14 protein-coding genes are annotated in these 14085 nt (G+C 63.3%); 6 read left to right on the plus strand and 8 right to left on the minus strand.

Annotated features, from left to right (window positions below):
• Positions 1-6: 6 nt before the first annotated feature.
• Positions 7-1020 carry an NAD(P)-dependent alcohol dehydrogenase gene (locus FJ960_RS12250; RefSeq protein WP_140714156.1) on the minus strand — a complete coding sequence of 338 codons (1014 nt, stop codon included), beginning with the start codon at positions 1018-1020 and terminating at the stop codon, positions 7-9.
• A 98-nt stretch (positions 1021-1118) separates the two neighbouring features.
• Between FJ960_RS12250 and FJ960_RS12255 the strand changes: the two genes are divergently transcribed.
• Positions 1119-1727: a TetR/AcrR family transcriptional regulator gene (locus tag FJ960_RS12255; RefSeq protein WP_140714158.1), complete on the plus strand. Its 609-nt coding sequence runs from the start codon at positions 1119-1121 to the stop codon at positions 1725-1727.
• Between the two features lie 100 nt (positions 1728-1827).
• Here FJ960_RS12255 and groL read toward each other — a convergent pair whose 3' ends face one another.
• The 3 genes from groL to FJ960_RS12270 form a co-directional block, all read right to left on the minus strand.
• Positions 1828-3483: a chaperonin GroEL gene (gene groL, locus FJ960_RS12260; protein ID WP_015318388.1), complete on the minus strand. Its 1656-nt coding sequence runs from the start codon at positions 3481-3483 to the stop codon at positions 1828-1830.
• Positions 3484-3548: 65 nt separating this feature from the next.
• On the minus strand, positions 3549-3845 hold the full coding sequence (gene groES, locus FJ960_RS12265) for a co-chaperone GroES (RefSeq protein ID WP_006203049.1): 297 nt from the start codon (positions 3843-3845) through the stop codon (positions 3549-3551).
• Between the two features lie 164 nt (positions 3846-4009).
• Entirely contained in the window at positions 4010-4807 is a 798-nt protein-coding gene (locus tag FJ960_RS12270; RefSeq protein ID WP_140714160.1) for a class I SAM-dependent methyltransferase, read from the minus strand.
• A gap of 88 nt (positions 4808-4895) precedes the next feature.
• Between FJ960_RS12270 and FJ960_RS12275 the strand changes: the two genes are divergently transcribed.
• Positions 4896-5747 (plus strand): hypothetical protein, encoded by an 852-nt coding sequence (locus FJ960_RS12275; RefSeq protein ID WP_140714162.1) that lies wholly within the window; start codon positions 4896-4898, stop codon positions 5745-5747.
• Positions 5748-5764: 17 nt separating this feature from the next.
• Here the strand turns inward: FJ960_RS12275 and FJ960_RS12280 are convergent, their stop codons facing one another.
• Positions 5765-6391 carry a TetR family transcriptional regulator gene (locus FJ960_RS12280; protein WP_140714164.1) on the minus strand — a complete coding sequence of 209 codons (627 nt, stop codon included), beginning with the start codon at positions 6389-6391 and terminating at the stop codon, positions 5765-5767.
• Positions 6392-6515: 124 nt separating this feature from the next.
• Here FJ960_RS12280 and FJ960_RS12285 point away from each other — a divergent pair, with 124 nt between their 5' ends.
• The 4 genes from FJ960_RS12285 (at position 6516) to FJ960_RS12300 (ending at position 11176) form a co-directional block, all read left to right on the plus strand.
• A complete protein-coding gene (locus tag FJ960_RS12285) occupies positions 6516-7703 on the plus strand; it encodes an MFS transporter (protein ID WP_140714166.1) in 1188 nt (395 codons plus the stop codon).
• Positions 7704-7708: 5 nt separating this feature from the next.
• The gene (locus FJ960_RS12290; protein ID WP_140714322.1) at positions 7709-9004 is read left to right on the plus strand and encodes a D-arabinono-1,4-lactone oxidase; all 1296 of its coding nucleotides are present in this window, start codon (positions 7709-7711) and stop codon (positions 9002-9004) included.
• A 2-nt stretch (positions 9005-9006) separates the two neighbouring features.
• Complete coding sequence (locus FJ960_RS12295; RefSeq protein ID WP_140714168.1) at positions 9007-10152, plus strand: alanine racemase; 1146 nt, start codon at positions 9007-9009, stop codon at positions 10150-10152.
• A 73-nt stretch (positions 10153-10225) separates the two neighbouring features.
• Positions 10226-11176, plus strand: a complete 951-nt coding sequence (locus tag FJ960_RS12300) for a helix-turn-helix domain-containing GNAT family N-acetyltransferase (RefSeq protein WP_140714170.1) — start codon at positions 10226-10228, stop codon at positions 11174-11176.
• Between the two features lie 7 nt (positions 11177-11183).
• On the opposite strand, the gene FJ960_RS12305 is transcribed toward FJ960_RS12300, so the two are convergent.
• The 3 genes from FJ960_RS12305 to FJ960_RS12315 form a co-directional block, all read right to left on the minus strand.
• Positions 11184-12017 (minus strand): AraC family transcriptional regulator, encoded by an 834-nt coding sequence (locus tag FJ960_RS12305; protein ID WP_140714172.1) that lies wholly within the window; start codon positions 12015-12017, stop codon positions 11184-11186.
• A gap of 184 nt (positions 12018-12201) precedes the next feature.
• Positions 12202-13254 carry an ABC transporter permease gene (locus FJ960_RS12310; RefSeq protein ID WP_140507364.1) on the minus strand — a complete coding sequence of 351 codons (1053 nt, stop codon included), beginning with the start codon at positions 13252-13254 and terminating at the stop codon, positions 12202-12204.
• Positions 13251-14048 carry an ATP-binding cassette domain-containing protein gene (locus tag FJ960_RS12315; RefSeq protein ID WP_140507362.1) on the minus strand — a complete coding sequence of 266 codons (798 nt, stop codon included), beginning with the start codon at positions 14046-14048 and terminating at the stop codon, positions 13251-13253. The genes FJ960_RS12310 and FJ960_RS12315 overlap by 4 nt, the downstream gene beginning before the upstream one ends.
• Positions 14049-14085 lie beyond the last annotated feature (37 nt).

The raw sequence follows: 14085 nt of genomic DNA on the forward strand, positions 1-14085 counted from the left end.
AGGGGCTCACGCGCCGTCGATAACGACCTTGCCGAACACGTCGCCCTGCATGAAATGCCGATATGCCTCGCGCGCTTCGGTAAACGGGAAGACCTTGTCGATGACGGGCTTCAAGCGATGCGCGGCGACGGCGGCGAGCATCGCCTCCAGGCCGCTGCGGCTGCCGACGAAGACGCGGCCGATGGTGACAAGACTGCGCTGGTAGACGGCGGCCGGGATCTCGACCGATCTGCCCTTCTGGTCCTGGACCGTCAGCAGTACGATGTGTCCGTAGAGGGAGCTTGCGATCAGCGATTGCGTAAAGGTCGCCGGCCCGCCGGTCTCGACGGTCAGATCGATGCCGCCCGTCGCCTCGCGCAGCTTGGTGCCCCAATCCGGCGTCGCGGCCGTTGCGATGACGAGGTCGGCGCCGAGCGCGCGCAACCGGCCGGATTTTTCGACACGTGAGGTGACAGCCGCCACGCGGCAGCCCATCAGCTTGGCAAACTGCAGCGCAAACAGCGCGACGCCGCCCGAGCCGATAACCAGCACCCATTGCCCCGGTTTTGGGACCTCGGAGCCGGTCAAAGCGCTCCAGGCCGTCACCCCCGCGCAGCTGAAGGTCGCGGCTTCATGCCAGTCGAGATGCTCAGGCAGCCGCACCGCCCATTGCTCGTCGAGCAAGGCATATTCACCGAGCATGCCGTCCAGCGTGCAGCCGAGCTGGTCGATGAGCTCGGCGTTGATACGGCCGTCGATCCAGCGCGCGAAATAGCTGCCGGTGACGCGGTCGCCGACGGAAAGGCGGGTGACACTATCGCCGATGGCCACCACTTCGCCGGCGCCGTCACTCAGCGGCACGACGCCGGCCCGCGGCGCCAGCGGATAGGCGCCGCTGAGGATCATCGTGTCACGGCGATTGAGCGAGGTGGCGCGCACCCGCATCAGGATCTGATGCGGACCCGGCTGGAGGACCGCTTCCTCGCGCATCACCACTCTGTTGAGGCCGCCGTCCTCTCCTTCCAGCCGATATTTTTGCATCACTGCCTCCGAAATATGTAGACCGATTTACATATTATGTAGACCAATTGTCATATTCCGCGCAAGCCCTATAATGCGCACTCCTGACAGAGGTTGACATGGCGACGGACACACGCACGCGGATGATCGAGGCGACGGCACTGCTTTTGCGGCGGCGCGGCTATCACGGCACTTCGCTGAACGACATTTTGAATGCCAGCGCCGCGCCGCGTGGCTCGCTCTATTTCCATTTCCCGGGTGGCAAGGACCAACTGGTCGTCGAGGTGACGCGCGCCAGCGTGGCCGACGTGACCGAGCGGCTGGGTGCCCAACTTGCGGCGGAAAGCGATCCGGCGGTCGCCGTCCACCACATTTACCAGTCCGTCGCCCGCATGCTGGAGGACAACGAGTTTTCGCTCGGCTGCCCGATCGCGCCCGTCGTGCTGGATGCGCCGAACGACGTGCCCGACCTCGAAGAGATCTGCCGTTCAGCTTTCGAGCAGTGGATAGGCTTGCTGCGGGATGCCTTCATCAGGGCAGGGGTCCCGGAGCGTCGCGCGCAGGCTCTGGCGCTGCTGGTCGAATCTTCGCTGGAAGGCCTGATGGTGATTGCCCGCGCCACCCGCGACCGTGCCCCGCTGCTGGCAGTGGCTGATGAAGTGGCTGCACTTATCGAACAGGCCGTGCTCGTCGGCAAGGTGGCGCAGCGTGCGGAGACTGCTGTCTGACGCTGGGTCCAACCGACCGCGGTGGAGCACCAGCCTCAACATGCAAAGAAAAGGGCGACCTCTCGGCCGCCCTTTCGAAAAATTTGCGAAGGTGGCTGGATTAGAAGTCCATGCCGCCCATGCCGCCCATGCCGCCGCCGCCCATGCCGCCAGGCATGCCGCCGCCAGCCGAGTCCTTCTTAGGAGCTTCGGCGATCATGGCTTCGGTGGTGACGAGCAGGCCGGCGACCGAGGCCGCGTCCTGGAGGGCCGTGCGCACGACCTTGACCGGATCGACGATACCCATGACGATCATATCGCCATATTCGCCGGTCTGGGCGTTGTAGCCGAAGGTCGCGCCCTTGTTCTCAAGGATTTTGCCGGCGACGATCGATGCTTCCGCACCGGCGTTGGCCGCGATCTGGCGGGCCGGAGCCTGCAGTGCACGACGAACGATGTTGATGCCGGCGGCCTGGTCGGCGTTGACGCCGGTCACCTTGATGTTGGCCGAAGCGCGCAGCAGGGCAACGCCACCGCCGGCAACGATGCCTTCTTCCACGGCCGCGCGGGTCGCGTTGAGGGCGTCATCGACGCGGTCCTTCTTTTCCTTGACTTCGACTTCCGTCGCACCGCCGACGCGGATCACCGCAACGCCGCCGGCGAGCTTCGCCAGACGTTCCTGCAGCTTCTCCTTGTCGTAGTCCGAGGTGGTCTCCTCGATCTGCTGCTTGATCTGGGCAACGCGGCCCTGGATCTCGGCCTTCTTGCCGGCGCCGTCGACGATGGTGGTGTTCTCCTTGGAGATCGACACCTTCTTGGCGCGGCCGAGCATGTTGAGGCCGACATTCTCGAGCTTGATGCCGAGATCTTCGGAGATGACCTGGCCACCGGTGAGGATGGCGATGTCTTCCAGCATGGCCTTGCGGCGATCACCGAAGCCCGGCGCCTTGACGGCGGCGATCTTCAGGCCGCCACGCAGCTTGTTGACGACCAGCGTGGCGAGCGCCTCGCCTTCGACATCTTCCGAGATGATGAGCAGCGGCTTCGAGGTCTGCACGACGGCTTCGAGGACCGGCAGCATCGCCTGGAGGTTCGAGAGCTTCTTCTCGTGCAGGAGGATGTAGACGTCTTCCAGCTCGGCAACCATCTTGTCGGCATTGGTCACGAAGTAGGGCGAGAGATAGCCGCGGTCGAACTGCATGCCTTCGACGACCTCGAGTTCGGTCTCGGCGGTCTTGGCTTCCTCAACCGTGATGACGCCTTCGTTGCCGACCTTCTGCATCGCTTCCGCGATCATCTTGCCGACCGACTCGTCACCATTGGCCGAGATCGTGCCGACCTGGGCAACTTCCTCGGAGGTCTTGATCTTCTTGGCGGCCTTGCCGAGAGCAGCGACCACTTCGGTGACGGCCAGATCGATGCCGCGCTTCAGGTCCATCGGGTTCATGCCGGCGGCAACCGACTTGTGGCCTTCCTGGACGATCGACTGCGCCAGAACGGTCGCGGTCGTGGTGCCGTCGCCGGCGATGTCGTTGGTCTTCGAAGCAACTTCGCGGACCATCTGCGCGCCCATGTTCTCGAACTTGTCTTCAAGCTCGATTTCCTTGGCGACGGTGACGCCGTCCTTGGTGATGCGCGGGGCGCCGAACGACTTGTCGATGACGACGTTGCGGCCCTTGGGGCCGAGCGTGACCTTCACCGCGTCGGCGAGGATGTTGACGCCGCGCAGCATGCGCTCGCGGGCGTCACGGGAGAATTTTACGTCTTTGGCAGCCATGTTTTAGCTCCTGGCAGGGGCTCGGATAGAGCCCGAAAAATTCAAGTTGAAGATGAGGCCGATGATCAGCCGATGATGCCCATGATGTCGGATTCCTTCATGATCAGAAGGTCTTCGCCATTGAGCTTGACTTCGGTGCCCGACCACTTGCCGAACAGGATGCGGTCGCCGGCCTTGACGTCCAGCGGGACCAGCTTGCCAGCTTCGTCACGAGCGCCGGAACCGACGGCGATGATCTCGCCTTCCTGCGGCTTTTCCTTTGCCGTATCCGGGATGATGATCCCGCCGGCGGTCTTGGATTCGGATTCGACCCGGCGAACGACCACGCGGTCATGAAGCGGGCGGAACTTCGACTTTGCCATTTTTTCTTCCTCGAATGAGAACGGTGAGAACAGTTCCTCCGTCCGGCGGTGCCGGACACGTGGTTAGCACTCACCAATAGCGAGTGCTAACGTGGCGCTGAAATAGGCCGCCGACCTGCGAGAGTCAAGGCACGCGGACGCCTCTTGGCACGATGGCGATGAACTTATCGAAGCCTGGCCGAACCGAGCACCAGAAGCGGGCAACGCTCCGCCAGGGGATAGCTGCCGCTTGGCACGACACGCACCTGGTCGAACCAGGCACCTGCCTCGTCCTCCAGCATGGCTAGTGTCGCGAAACTGTACCTCGTTTCGGAGCCCGCATAGACGTCGATTGTGTCGATGGATGCCATGCTCCATCCCGTGCGTGCGGCAAGGGCTTCCCGATCCGGAAACAGCTCGTCGAATGCCGTACGGATTGCCTGCACACTGACGGTGTTGTCGCAGTCGTCGGTCGTGCACGCCATTGCGATCCGCCATTTGAGCGCGTGGAAATTCTCGACCCCGCCAGCCAGGACCAGCGCTTCGATGCGGCACAGGTCATCCGCTGCTTCCGGCCGCGCGAAAACGCGGATCGCCGCATGCCTGCCAGGTTTCAGCACCCTTGCGATTTCGCCGAACAGCGAACCGCGCGCGACTTTGGAATCGACGGCCGACAGGCATCCGTCGCCGATGACGGCGTCGAAACTTGCCCGCTCGACGGGTAGGTCAAGCCAGTTGCCGGCCATCGCCCTTCGCGAGACGCTGTCGCCGGCCCATACGCCGGAAATCATGGTTGCCGATTGATCGATCGCCAAGATAGACCTGCCCAGGCTTGCCAGTTCGGGGGTTACGCCGAGGAGGAGGACATCGGCGTTCCCGAGGTCAAGTTCGCGATCGAATATGCCGACGGTTTCCGGAGTTGGCCGCAGCGGGGCGTCCAGGAGCTTCCAGTGCCGATGATAATTGTCCCAATGATTCGTCATTCAAACCCGTCGGAGCTCAGGAAGGTCTGGCATCGCCTGATTAGAGCCGCTTAATAGAAGCGGGCATGGAAGCCAAAGGGGGATAGCCGTGGCGCGGGTCACTGTCATAACGCATGAGCATGACCGGTTCCTTGGCAAGCGCAATCTTATGTTGCGCAGGGGCAGCCCCTATTTGCTTTTCGATGTTCTGGAGAACCTGAAAAGGCGCGGCCATTCGGTGCGGATTCAACAAGGCCTGTCGAAAACATACAATGCCGATATCGCGGTTCTGCATGTCGATGCAACGATAATGCCGGCAGACTATCTCTCTTATGCCAGGAGTTTCCCATTCTGCCTCAATGTAGGGGCGGGAGACATATCGAAACGACGGATCAGCGGAGCGCTGATAGGCGAGGGGGACACCTGGCAAGGCCCCGTCATCGTCAAGAGCAACCTCAACAATCGAGGCCTTCCGGAGACTTTCCTCAATCGGCGATCAGCGCGTGCCGGCAAGTCGCTGCCTTTTCCGCATCTGCCGGCCCTGCGGTCCTATGAAGTCCATGGAACTCTCGGCGACGTTCCAGATGGCGTCTTCGACTGCGATGATCTCGTCGTGGAAAAGTTCATTCCGGAACCGGAGCCCGACGGCTTTGCCGTTCGTTTCTGGGTGTTTTGCGGAGAGCGCGAACGCTGCACCCGCTACGTCTCGCCCAACAGCCTGGTCAAGGCATCGGAAACGATCCGACGCGAACCTGTCCCGGTTCCCGACGAACTGCGCGAGCGGCGGCGTGAACTCGGCTTCGACTACGGGAAATTCGATTTCGTCATGCATGAAGGCAGGGCCATCCTCCTCGATGCCAACAAGACTCCCGGTCGTCCGCAAAATCTGGTGAAGATGTTCGCGGCCGGCGCTGCCGATCTGGCCGACGGTTTCGAAGGCCTCATCCGCCGGGCGAGATAGTCTCCGGTCGGCATTGGTTAGAGAAACAACCGCAACTGGGTGTGGATGATCGACCGGTAATCCTCGATCGTGCGCCGGCTTTCCGCTTCGCCTTGCGCAAGCGCCAGGCGCACGACGCCGCCGGCGAGCTGGAAGATCAGCAGGACCATGCGTTCGAACTGCTCGTGCTTCTCCGGCTCGAGCAAGGCGATGACATGGTCGCAGAACATCTTGGCCTGATGCCGGGTTTCGGCGATGTCGAGATTCTTGAGCGCCTTGTCGGCCTGGATGGCGTTCTGCAGATCCTGGATGGCCGGATCGCCGGCGACACGGCTGAGATAGTCGTCAAGCAGCCGGTCGGCCGCGACGATGACGTCCTTGGCTTCGCGCACATCGGCGATGATCGCCGCCAGGCGCGCCCGGCTGACCTCCGAAAACCGCTCATAAAGCATCGCCAGGATCGCCGACTTGTTGGGGAAGTAGTGATAGACGGTGGCGATCGGCCCGCCCGCCAGCATGCCGACCTCCTTCATGGTGACGGCATCGATGCCCTTCTCGCCGATCAGCCGCATGGTCGTCGACAGGATGGCGTCGATGCGCTCGCGGCTGCGCTCCTGCTTGGGCCTGCGCCTTGGCTCGGTGGCCGTTCGACTTGCTTCCGTCATGCGCCGATCTTTCGCACGGGTTCCCAAATTCCGGTTGACAAGAAATATGATCAAGTATCAGGTTCTGAATGCTGACAGAGTGTCAGCTTTTCTGCCGCGCGGCAAGGACGTTGGGGAGGCGCCTTTGACTTCGACAAGTACCGGTCTTCAGGGCGATGGCGACTGGCTGGTTGGCAATCCGACCGGCGGGCAGCTTGCCTCGGCCTTGTGGATCGGGTCGGTCGGCCTGCTCATCCTAGGCCTGCAGCCCGTCCTGCTTGGTGCCCTCTACACCGAGGGCCATGTCAGCGGCGACGAACTGGCACTGGTCGCCACAGCCGAGATGATCGCCATCGCTATTGGCTCGGCGAGCGTCGCGATGCTGCTTTCCGCCCGCAATATGCGCTGGAAAGGCGCGGTCCTCCTGCTGCTGCTGGCGGTGGCGAATGTCTGGACGGCCTATGCCGCCGGGGCCAACACGCTGATGGCGGCGCGCGCGCTGGCCGGTCTTGCCGAAGGCGGCCTTGTCGCGGTCGCCACCGAACTGATCGCCCGTTCGCGGCGCGCCGAACGCATCGGCGGCTATTTCGTCACCATGCAGACGCTGGCGCAATGCGCTCTTGCCCTGCTGCTGGCGCTCTATGTCATCCCCGCCGCCGGATCGGCGGGGGGCTTCCTCGTTCTCGCGATCGTCTGCGTCCTGTCGCTCGTCGTCGCCTTTATTGTCCCCGCCGACTATGCCGACCTGCCGAAGGAAGAGGACCTCGCCAATGTGCTGACGGTTCCTTCGGTCACCGCGCTCTTGTCGGTCTTCTGCTACTTCATGTTCTTCGGCGCCGTCTGGGCCTTTCTGGAGCCGCTCGGCGCCCAATTCGGCATCGATGGCCGCACCATCGGCCTGATCGTCTCGGCCAGCCTCGCGGCGCAGGTTCTGGGCGCGATGACGGCGACCGTGTTCGAGGCGCGCATCGATTATCGCGTTGCCATCGTGGCGATCGGCATCGTCGCGCTCGTCGCCTCGCTCGTGCTTGCCAGTGGACCTGGCCTCACGACATTCTGGGTCGCTGCCCTGGTCATGGGTTTTATCCTGCTCTTCATCGTGCCCTACCAGATCCGGCTGGCGATCACCGCCGACGAGACACGCACCGCCGTGCTGCTGATACCGGCTGCCCAGCTTTTCGGCCTTGCGATCGGGCCGGTCGCGGCGTCGCTGCTCATCGACGGCAAGGATTTTCGCCCGGTTCCGGAATTCGCCGCCGCAAGCGCCGTCGCCAGCGTGGCGCTGCTCGGTCTGTTTGTCCTCGTGGCGCGGCGTCGCCGGATTGTTGCGTGAGCACCATGTCGAACAGCTGGAGCAACTGGTCGGGCTTTGTCACCGCCGAGCCGCGGCTGCTTGCCAGCCCCGCCGACCCCGGCGAACTCTGCGATCTCATTCGCACCGCACCCGGCCCGGTCCGCGTCGTCGGCGCCGGTCACTCCTTCACGCCGCTGGTGAAATCGCAAGGCACCATCCTGTCGCTGGAGAAGCTGGAAGGGCTAGTCTCGCATGATGCGAAAAAACATCAGGCGCGCGTACGGGCAGGGACGCGGCTTGGTTCGCTCATGCACATCCTGCAAGGCATCGGCCAGGGCCTGCCCAACATGGGCGACATCGACCGCCAGGCCATAGGCGGCGCGCTGGGCACGGCTACCCATGGCTCGGGGCCGACGCTCGGTGCCTATCACACGCAGCTGGAAACGGTGCAGATCGTCGACGGGCTTGGCAAGGTCCGCGAATTCAAGCGGGAAGGGGATCAGGAGACGATCCATGCCATCGGCGTCGCCCTCGGTGCCTTCGGTGTGCTCAGCGAAGTGACGCTGAACAACATCGCGAGCTACCGGCTGCGCCGCCGCAAATGGGTGCTGCCGATCGTCGACATGCTGCGCGATTTCGAGACGATGATGGCCGCGCATCGTTCGGCTGAATTCTATTACATTCCCTTCTCCGGCTACGCCCAGTTCATCGCCAGCGACTTCAGCGCCGAAGCCACGACGGTGCGCCCGACCGACGATGATGAAGGCTCGTTGCGCACGCTGCGCCGCTTGCGCACCGGGCTTGCCTGGCTGCCGGCGCTGCGCCGCCGGCTGATCATCGGCGCCGTCGCCAAGGTGCCGGCCGAGGATTATGTGCAGGACTGGTTCAACGTCTATGCCAGCGACCGGCAGACCAGGTTCAACGAAATGGAATATCACCTTCCCTTCGAGGAGGGGCCGAAGGCGCTGGCCGAGATCATCGAACTGACCGAGAAGCATTTTCCGGAAGTCTATTTTCCGATGGAGGTGCGGTCGGTGGCCTCAGACGAATTCTGGCTCTCGCCCTTTCACAAAAGGCTCACCTGTTCCATCGCCATCCATCATGACGCGGCGAACGATCCGCTGCCGTTCATGCGTGCGGCCGAGCCGATCTTCCGCAGACATGGCGGCAGGCCGCACTGGGGCAAGATGCACAGCCTGAAAGCGGCCGACCTGAAAAAGCTCTATCCGCGCTGGGACGATGCGATGGCGGTGCGCCGCGACATCGATCCGCAGGACCGTTTCGTCTCGCCCTACATGGCCGACCTGTTCGGCATCGAACTCAGTCCTTTTGGCATCTAGCGATGAAGGCTTATTTCGCCACGCTTTCGGATGCGCTGAAGCAGGCGGGCATCCTCCAACCCTGCCTGCTGCTCGACCTCGACCGGCTGGATGGCAACATCGCCCTGGTGAAGGAGAGGCTTGATGCCAGCCTTGCCGTACGACTGGTCGACAAGTCGCTCGCTTGCCTGCCGCTGCTCTCCCATGTCGGCAAGGCGCTTGGAACCCAACGCTTCATGACCTTCCATCCGCCGATCAGCGAGGCGGTGCTGAGCGCGTTTGCGGATGCGGATCTGCTGTACGGCAAACCGATGCCGGTCGGCGCGGCAAAGGCCGCGCTTTCCAGAGCCGATGCAGTCTGGTCGCGAGTATCTTGGCTGATCGACACACAGGAGAGATTGGCTGAGTATGGCGCGCTCGCTGACGAACTCGGCGTCGAGCTGCGCATTGTTTTCGAAATCGATGTCGGACTGCACCGCGGCGGCTTTGCCGAACCGGAGGCTCTGTCGCGGGCGCTGAAGGCGCTGCCGGCCCACAAAGGGCTGCGCTGCGAAGGCGTCATGGCCTATGAGGCGCATGCGCCGCACATACCCGCCCTGTTCGGCGGGCCGGCCAAGGCGTTGGCGCAAGCCTCGCAACGGGCCGCCGCTTTCATCGCGCGCCTCGGTATGGACCAGCGCCACATCTTGAACATCGGTGGCAGCAAGACCGCGCTGCTTCATCATGGCGGCGCTGCCAATGAAGTGTCGATCGGGTCGGCCTTCGTGCTGCCCGGCGATTTCGACACGCCAGGCCTCGATGGCTTCCGGCCGGCGGCCTTCATCGCGACGCCGATCCTGAAAGTGGTCGAGCCAATGCTGCCCGGCCCACCTGCGGTCTCGCGTCTGCTCCAGGCGCTCGGCCGGTTTCCGCGCAAGGGCTGCTATCTCTATGGCGGCAAATGGATGGCCGAACCGGTGTTTCCCGAAGGCCTGACGACGAACGGCCTGCTTGGCCTGTCCTCCAATCAGCAATTCATGGGCTTGCCCGCCGCGGCCGCCGTCAGGCCGGGCGACTACGCGTTCCTGCGACCGACGCAGAGCGAAGCCGTGCTGCAGCAGCTCGGGCCGATCGCGGTGCTTTCCGGTGGCAGGATCGTCGACCGCTGGCCGGTGCTGCCGATGATGTAAGTGTCCGGGCCATCTCCTGATAGTTGACTTAGTCAAGTAAATGTTTGATCCTGTGCCAGCAGGAGATGACTCGATGACAATCCACCATCAACCCGACAAGGCTGCACCCAGCAAAAACCTGATCGATGCGGTGCGGGCCTTCAACCGCTTCTATACCCGTCAGATCGGACTGCTCGACGAAGGGCTGCTGAAGAGCGCCTTCTCGCTGACCGAGGCGCGCGTGCTCTACGAGTTGACGCATCGTGACGGACTGACCGCGACCGACCTCGGGCGCGATCTCGGCCTCGACGCCGGCTATGTCAGCCGTTTGCTGAAGAAGTTCGAGCGCCTTCATCTCATCTCCAGGGTCACCCTGGTTTCGGACGCGCGGCAATCGTCGATCGCGCTGACGCCGGCGGGCAGGAACGCGTTCGCACCGCTGAACAAGGATTCGCACGACCAGGTCGCGGCGCTGCTCGATCGGCTGCCCGCGTCGGAGCAGGACCGGCTGGTCAATTCCATGCGCACGGTGCAGCGTCTGCTGGATGACAGTGGCGAGCCGAAAATCCCTTATCTGCTGCGGCCGTTGCAGGTCGGCGACATTGGCTGGATCATCCGCCGGCAAGGGATGCTCTACGCGCAGGACTATGGCTGGGACGAAACCTATGAGGCGCTGGTCGCCGAAATCCTCGCAAATTTCGTGAAATCCTTCGATCCGAAATGGGAGCGAGGCTGGATCGCCGAGCGGGAAGGCGAGGTCGTCGGCTCGGTCTTCGTCGTGCGCAAGTCGGACCAGGTGGCCAAGCTGCGGCTGCTCTATGTCGAACCTTTGGCGCGCGGCCTCGGCATCGGCAAGCGCTTGGTCGACGAGTGCATCGGCTTTGCCCGCGCCAGGGGATACAAGACGCTGACCCTATGGACCAATGACATTTTGACCGCGGCCCGGCACATCTACCAGGCGGCCGGTTTCAAGCTGATCGAGGAAGAGCCTCACCATTCCTTCGGCAAGGATCTGGTTGGACAGAACTGGGATCTGGAGCTGTAGCGGCGCGTCATGCCTTGACCGGCACCCAGATCTCCAGCCCGCCATTACCTGTGCGTGCATCGAATTCGGGCCCATAGCGCTCGAATTCCGGCGCGTCGGCGATTTCGTGGCCGGAGGCCGGCAGCCAGCTGTTCCAGATCGTGTTGATCGTACGCCGGATGGTCGAGATGTGCTCGCGATGCGTGAAAACGGCGTATTTCTGCGCCGGAACCCGCACCCGGTAGAATTCCTTCGGCAGATCCGCGAAGTCGCGCACTTCGACGCCGACGACATAGTCGAAATTGCCGGCATCGTCGCCATTGAGGCAGACACCATAGAAAACGCCGGCGACTTCGCCGGGTATGTTGCCGATGTAGGGGCTGAAACGCTGCCACTGCATCGGAATGCCGGCGCTCGATTCGCAGCTGTAGCGCTCGCCGAAGCCGGCGATGAGGAAGGGGCGGCTGGTCTCGAAGCGCGGTGGTTCGAGGCTGGCGAGCAGGGTGTGGTCCATCAGGATAGGCTCCACGAGATCAAGGGTCTTGGTCGAACCTTGCGCGCGCACCAGTTCCGGCGTGGTGCCGAACTGGTCGCGGAAGGCACGGGTGAAAGCCTCATGCGAGTTGTAGCCGGCGTCGAGCGCGACGCACAGGATGTCGGGCGCCCCGCCGGCGAGCCTGCGCGCCGCCTCGGTCAGCCGGCGCGAGCGCATGTAACCCATGACAGAGCGGCCAGTGGCGGCGCCGAAGGCGCGCGTCACATGAAAGCGCGACACGCCGCTGCTTTGGGCGATGTCGTCGAGCGTAACAGCTTCCGGCAGATGGCTTTCGACAAACCATAGCGCTTTCTCGGTCGGGTTCATGGGTTCCTCGCATGTGGCGTCCTCACTCTGGCGCCTCGTTGCCGCGCCAGTTTGATCGAAATTGCGCATGGCGCAAATGGGCGATCGGGCCGCGCGGTCTCGTCCGCGTGGCCTATCGTCTATTGGTGGCTCGGATAGCCGGAAAATTGCCTTGAAGGCCGACTGGTTCAAAGAGCAGACTGGTTCAACGGTAGCGCGCCTGGTTCCATTTGTGGCCAAGCAGCGAAAGGATGATGATCAGCCCGTTGAAGAACTGGACGTAGAAGCCGCTGAGCCCAGCCGCCACGACGCCGGTTTGGATAAACGACACCGTGACGGCGCCGATCGCGCCGCCGGCCACGGTGCCGATGCCACCCCAGGTGGGCGTGCCGCCGACGAACACCGAGGCCAGCACCGGCAAGAGATAACCGTCGCCGGCGGTTGGCCACCAGGTGAAGTTGATCATCACGGAGAACGTGCCGGCGATCGCGGCCCCGATGCCGACGAAGACGAACACCTTCACCCGCACGCGCTTGACGTCGATGCCCATCTGCTGGGCACTGTCGGGATTGTCACCGACCACCTTCACCTGCGCGCCGAAGCGGTGGCGGTTGTAGAGCATCGCCGACAGCACGACGAAGGCGATGGCCCAGAAGATCTGCACCGGAATGCCCAAGAACTGGCTGGAGAAGATCCTGTAGGCCCAGCTGTCTGCAAGCCCGGTTAGCGCCAGCGACTTGCCCTCGTTGATGATCTGGATCAGGCCACGCAGCAGGAAATTCATGCCGAGCGTAGCGATGAGCGAGGACAGCCCGCCATAGACGACCAGCGACCCGACGAGGAAGCCGAGCAGCATGCCGGTGACGATCGCCGCAATGATGCCGAGGAACGGATCGTAGCCGGCCTGGACGACCAGCGCGAAGACCCACGACGCAAAACCCATCGTCGCGGGAAACGACAGGTCGATCTCCCCGCAGGTGACGACAAAGACCAGCGGTACCACCACGAAAAGCGCCACCGGCAGCGTCGTCAGTACGGAGCTGTAGAGATACCAGGTGGTGAAGACGGTCGGGTTGGCGATCATGAACACCGCCATCATGACGATGAACACGCCGAGCGTGCCAAGCGATGCACGGTTGTCAAGGATGAAGCCGCGCATCCAGTGATCGGACGGGTGCTTCCACTCGTTCTGGGAACTGCCTTGGCGGGAAATGCCGGCCGCCGGCTCGTGCAGATCGGGCTCCATGGTCTTGCTCATCGTGCTCTCTGCTCCGCGTCGCCGGTGTCGTGCAGTCCGGCCAACCCGCCCGGATGCGCGACGTCTTCCATGAAATTGATGAGGTCTTCGGCCGACTTGACCTCGCTCCGGTCGGCGGTGAGCGCGACCTTGCCGCGGTCCAGCACCACGAAGCGATCGGCGATGTCGAAGACATGATGGATGTTGTGGCCGATAAACAGGATCGAGCGGCCGCTCGCCCGCACCTGGCGCACGAAATGGAAGACCTTGGCGGTCTCGGTCAGAGACAGCGCCGTGGTCGGCTCGTCGAGGACGATCAGTTCAGCCTGCTTGTAGATGGCGCGCGCGATGGCCACGCCCTGGCGCTCGCCGCCCGATAGCTGGCCGACGATCGAGTGCGGCGTGAATACTTTCGAGGTGAAGCCGATCTCGCGCATCAGCCGACTCGCCTCCTCGATTTCCTTGCTGACCTTCAGCCAGCCAAGAAAACCGGTGAGTTCGCGGCCCATGAAGATGTTGCGCACGATCGTCTGCTGCACCGCCAGCGCCCGGTCCTGGAACACCGTTTCGATGCCGGCCTCGCGCGAACGTGCCGCACTCCATCCGGTCACCGGCTTGCCGCGGATGAGGATCTCTCCGCTGGTCGGCTGGACCACGCCGGAGAGGATCTTGATCAGCGTCGACTTGCCGGCGCCGTTGTCGCCGATGAGGCCGACCACCTCGCCGCGGTCGACGCTGAGATTGACCCCGCCCAATGCATAGACGTGGCCGTAGGACTTAGCGATGTCGCGCAGTTCTATGAGACGTTCGGCCATCGGATCCTCGCTTGATTGTCTCGCACCAGCTTTCTCG

This window comes from Mesorhizobium sp. B2-3-11, assembly GCF_006442215.1.
In the GTDB taxonomy this organism is placed as follows: Bacteria; Pseudomonadota; Alphaproteobacteria; order Rhizobiales; family Rhizobiaceae; genus Mesorhizobium; species Mesorhizobium salmacidum.

What these genes read in the sequence shown, in the direction of transcription:
- FJ960_RS12305 (WP_140714172.1), bottom strand. Translation starts at nt 12,017, where the DNA reads ATGAACCCGACCGAGAAAGCGCTATGGTTTGTCGAAAGCCATCTGCCG.
- FJ960_RS12295 (WP_140714168.1), top strand. Translation starts at nt 9,007, where the DNA reads ATGAAGGCTTATTTCGCCACGCTTTCGGATGCGCTGAAGCAGGCGGGC.
- FJ960_RS12270 (WP_140714160.1), bottom strand. Translation starts at nt 4,807, where the DNA reads ATGACGAATCATTGGGACAATTATCATCGGCACTGGAAGCTCCTGGAC.
- FJ960_RS12255 (WP_140714158.1), top strand. Translation starts at nt 1,119, where the DNA reads ATGGCGACGGACACACGCACGCGGATGATCGAGGCGACGGCACTGCTT.
- FJ960_RS12250 (WP_140714156.1), bottom strand. Translation starts at nt 1,020, where the DNA reads ATGCAAAAATATCGGCTGGAAGGAGAGGACGGCGGCCTCAACAGAGTG.
- FJ960_RS12300 (WP_140714170.1), top strand. Translation starts at nt 10,226, where the DNA reads ATGACAATCCACCATCAACCCGACAAGGCTGCACCCAGCAAAAACCTG.
- FJ960_RS12290 (WP_140714322.1), top strand. Translation starts at nt 7,709, where the DNA reads ATGTCGAACAGCTGGAGCAACTGGTCGGGCTTTGTCACCGCCGAGCCG.
- FJ960_RS12280 (WP_140714164.1), bottom strand. Translation starts at nt 6,391, where the DNA reads ATGACGGAAGCAAGTCGAACGGCCACCGAGCCAAGGCGCAGGCCCAAG.
- groES (WP_006203049.1), bottom strand. Translation starts at nt 3,845, where the DNA reads ATGGCAAAGTCGAAGTTCCGCCCGCTTCATGACCGCGTGGTCGTTCGC.
- FJ960_RS12315 (WP_140507362.1), bottom strand. Translation starts at nt 14,048, where the DNA reads ATGGCCGAACGTCTCATAGAACTGCGCGACATCGCTAAGTCCTACGGC.
- FJ960_RS12310 (WP_140507364.1), bottom strand. Translation starts at nt 13,254, where the DNA reads ATGAGCAAGACCATGGAGCCCGATCTGCACGAGCCGGCGGCCGGCATT.
- groL (WP_015318388.1), bottom strand. Translation starts at nt 3,483, where the DNA reads ATGGCTGCCAAAGACGTAAAATTCTCCCGTGACGCCCGCGAGCGCATG.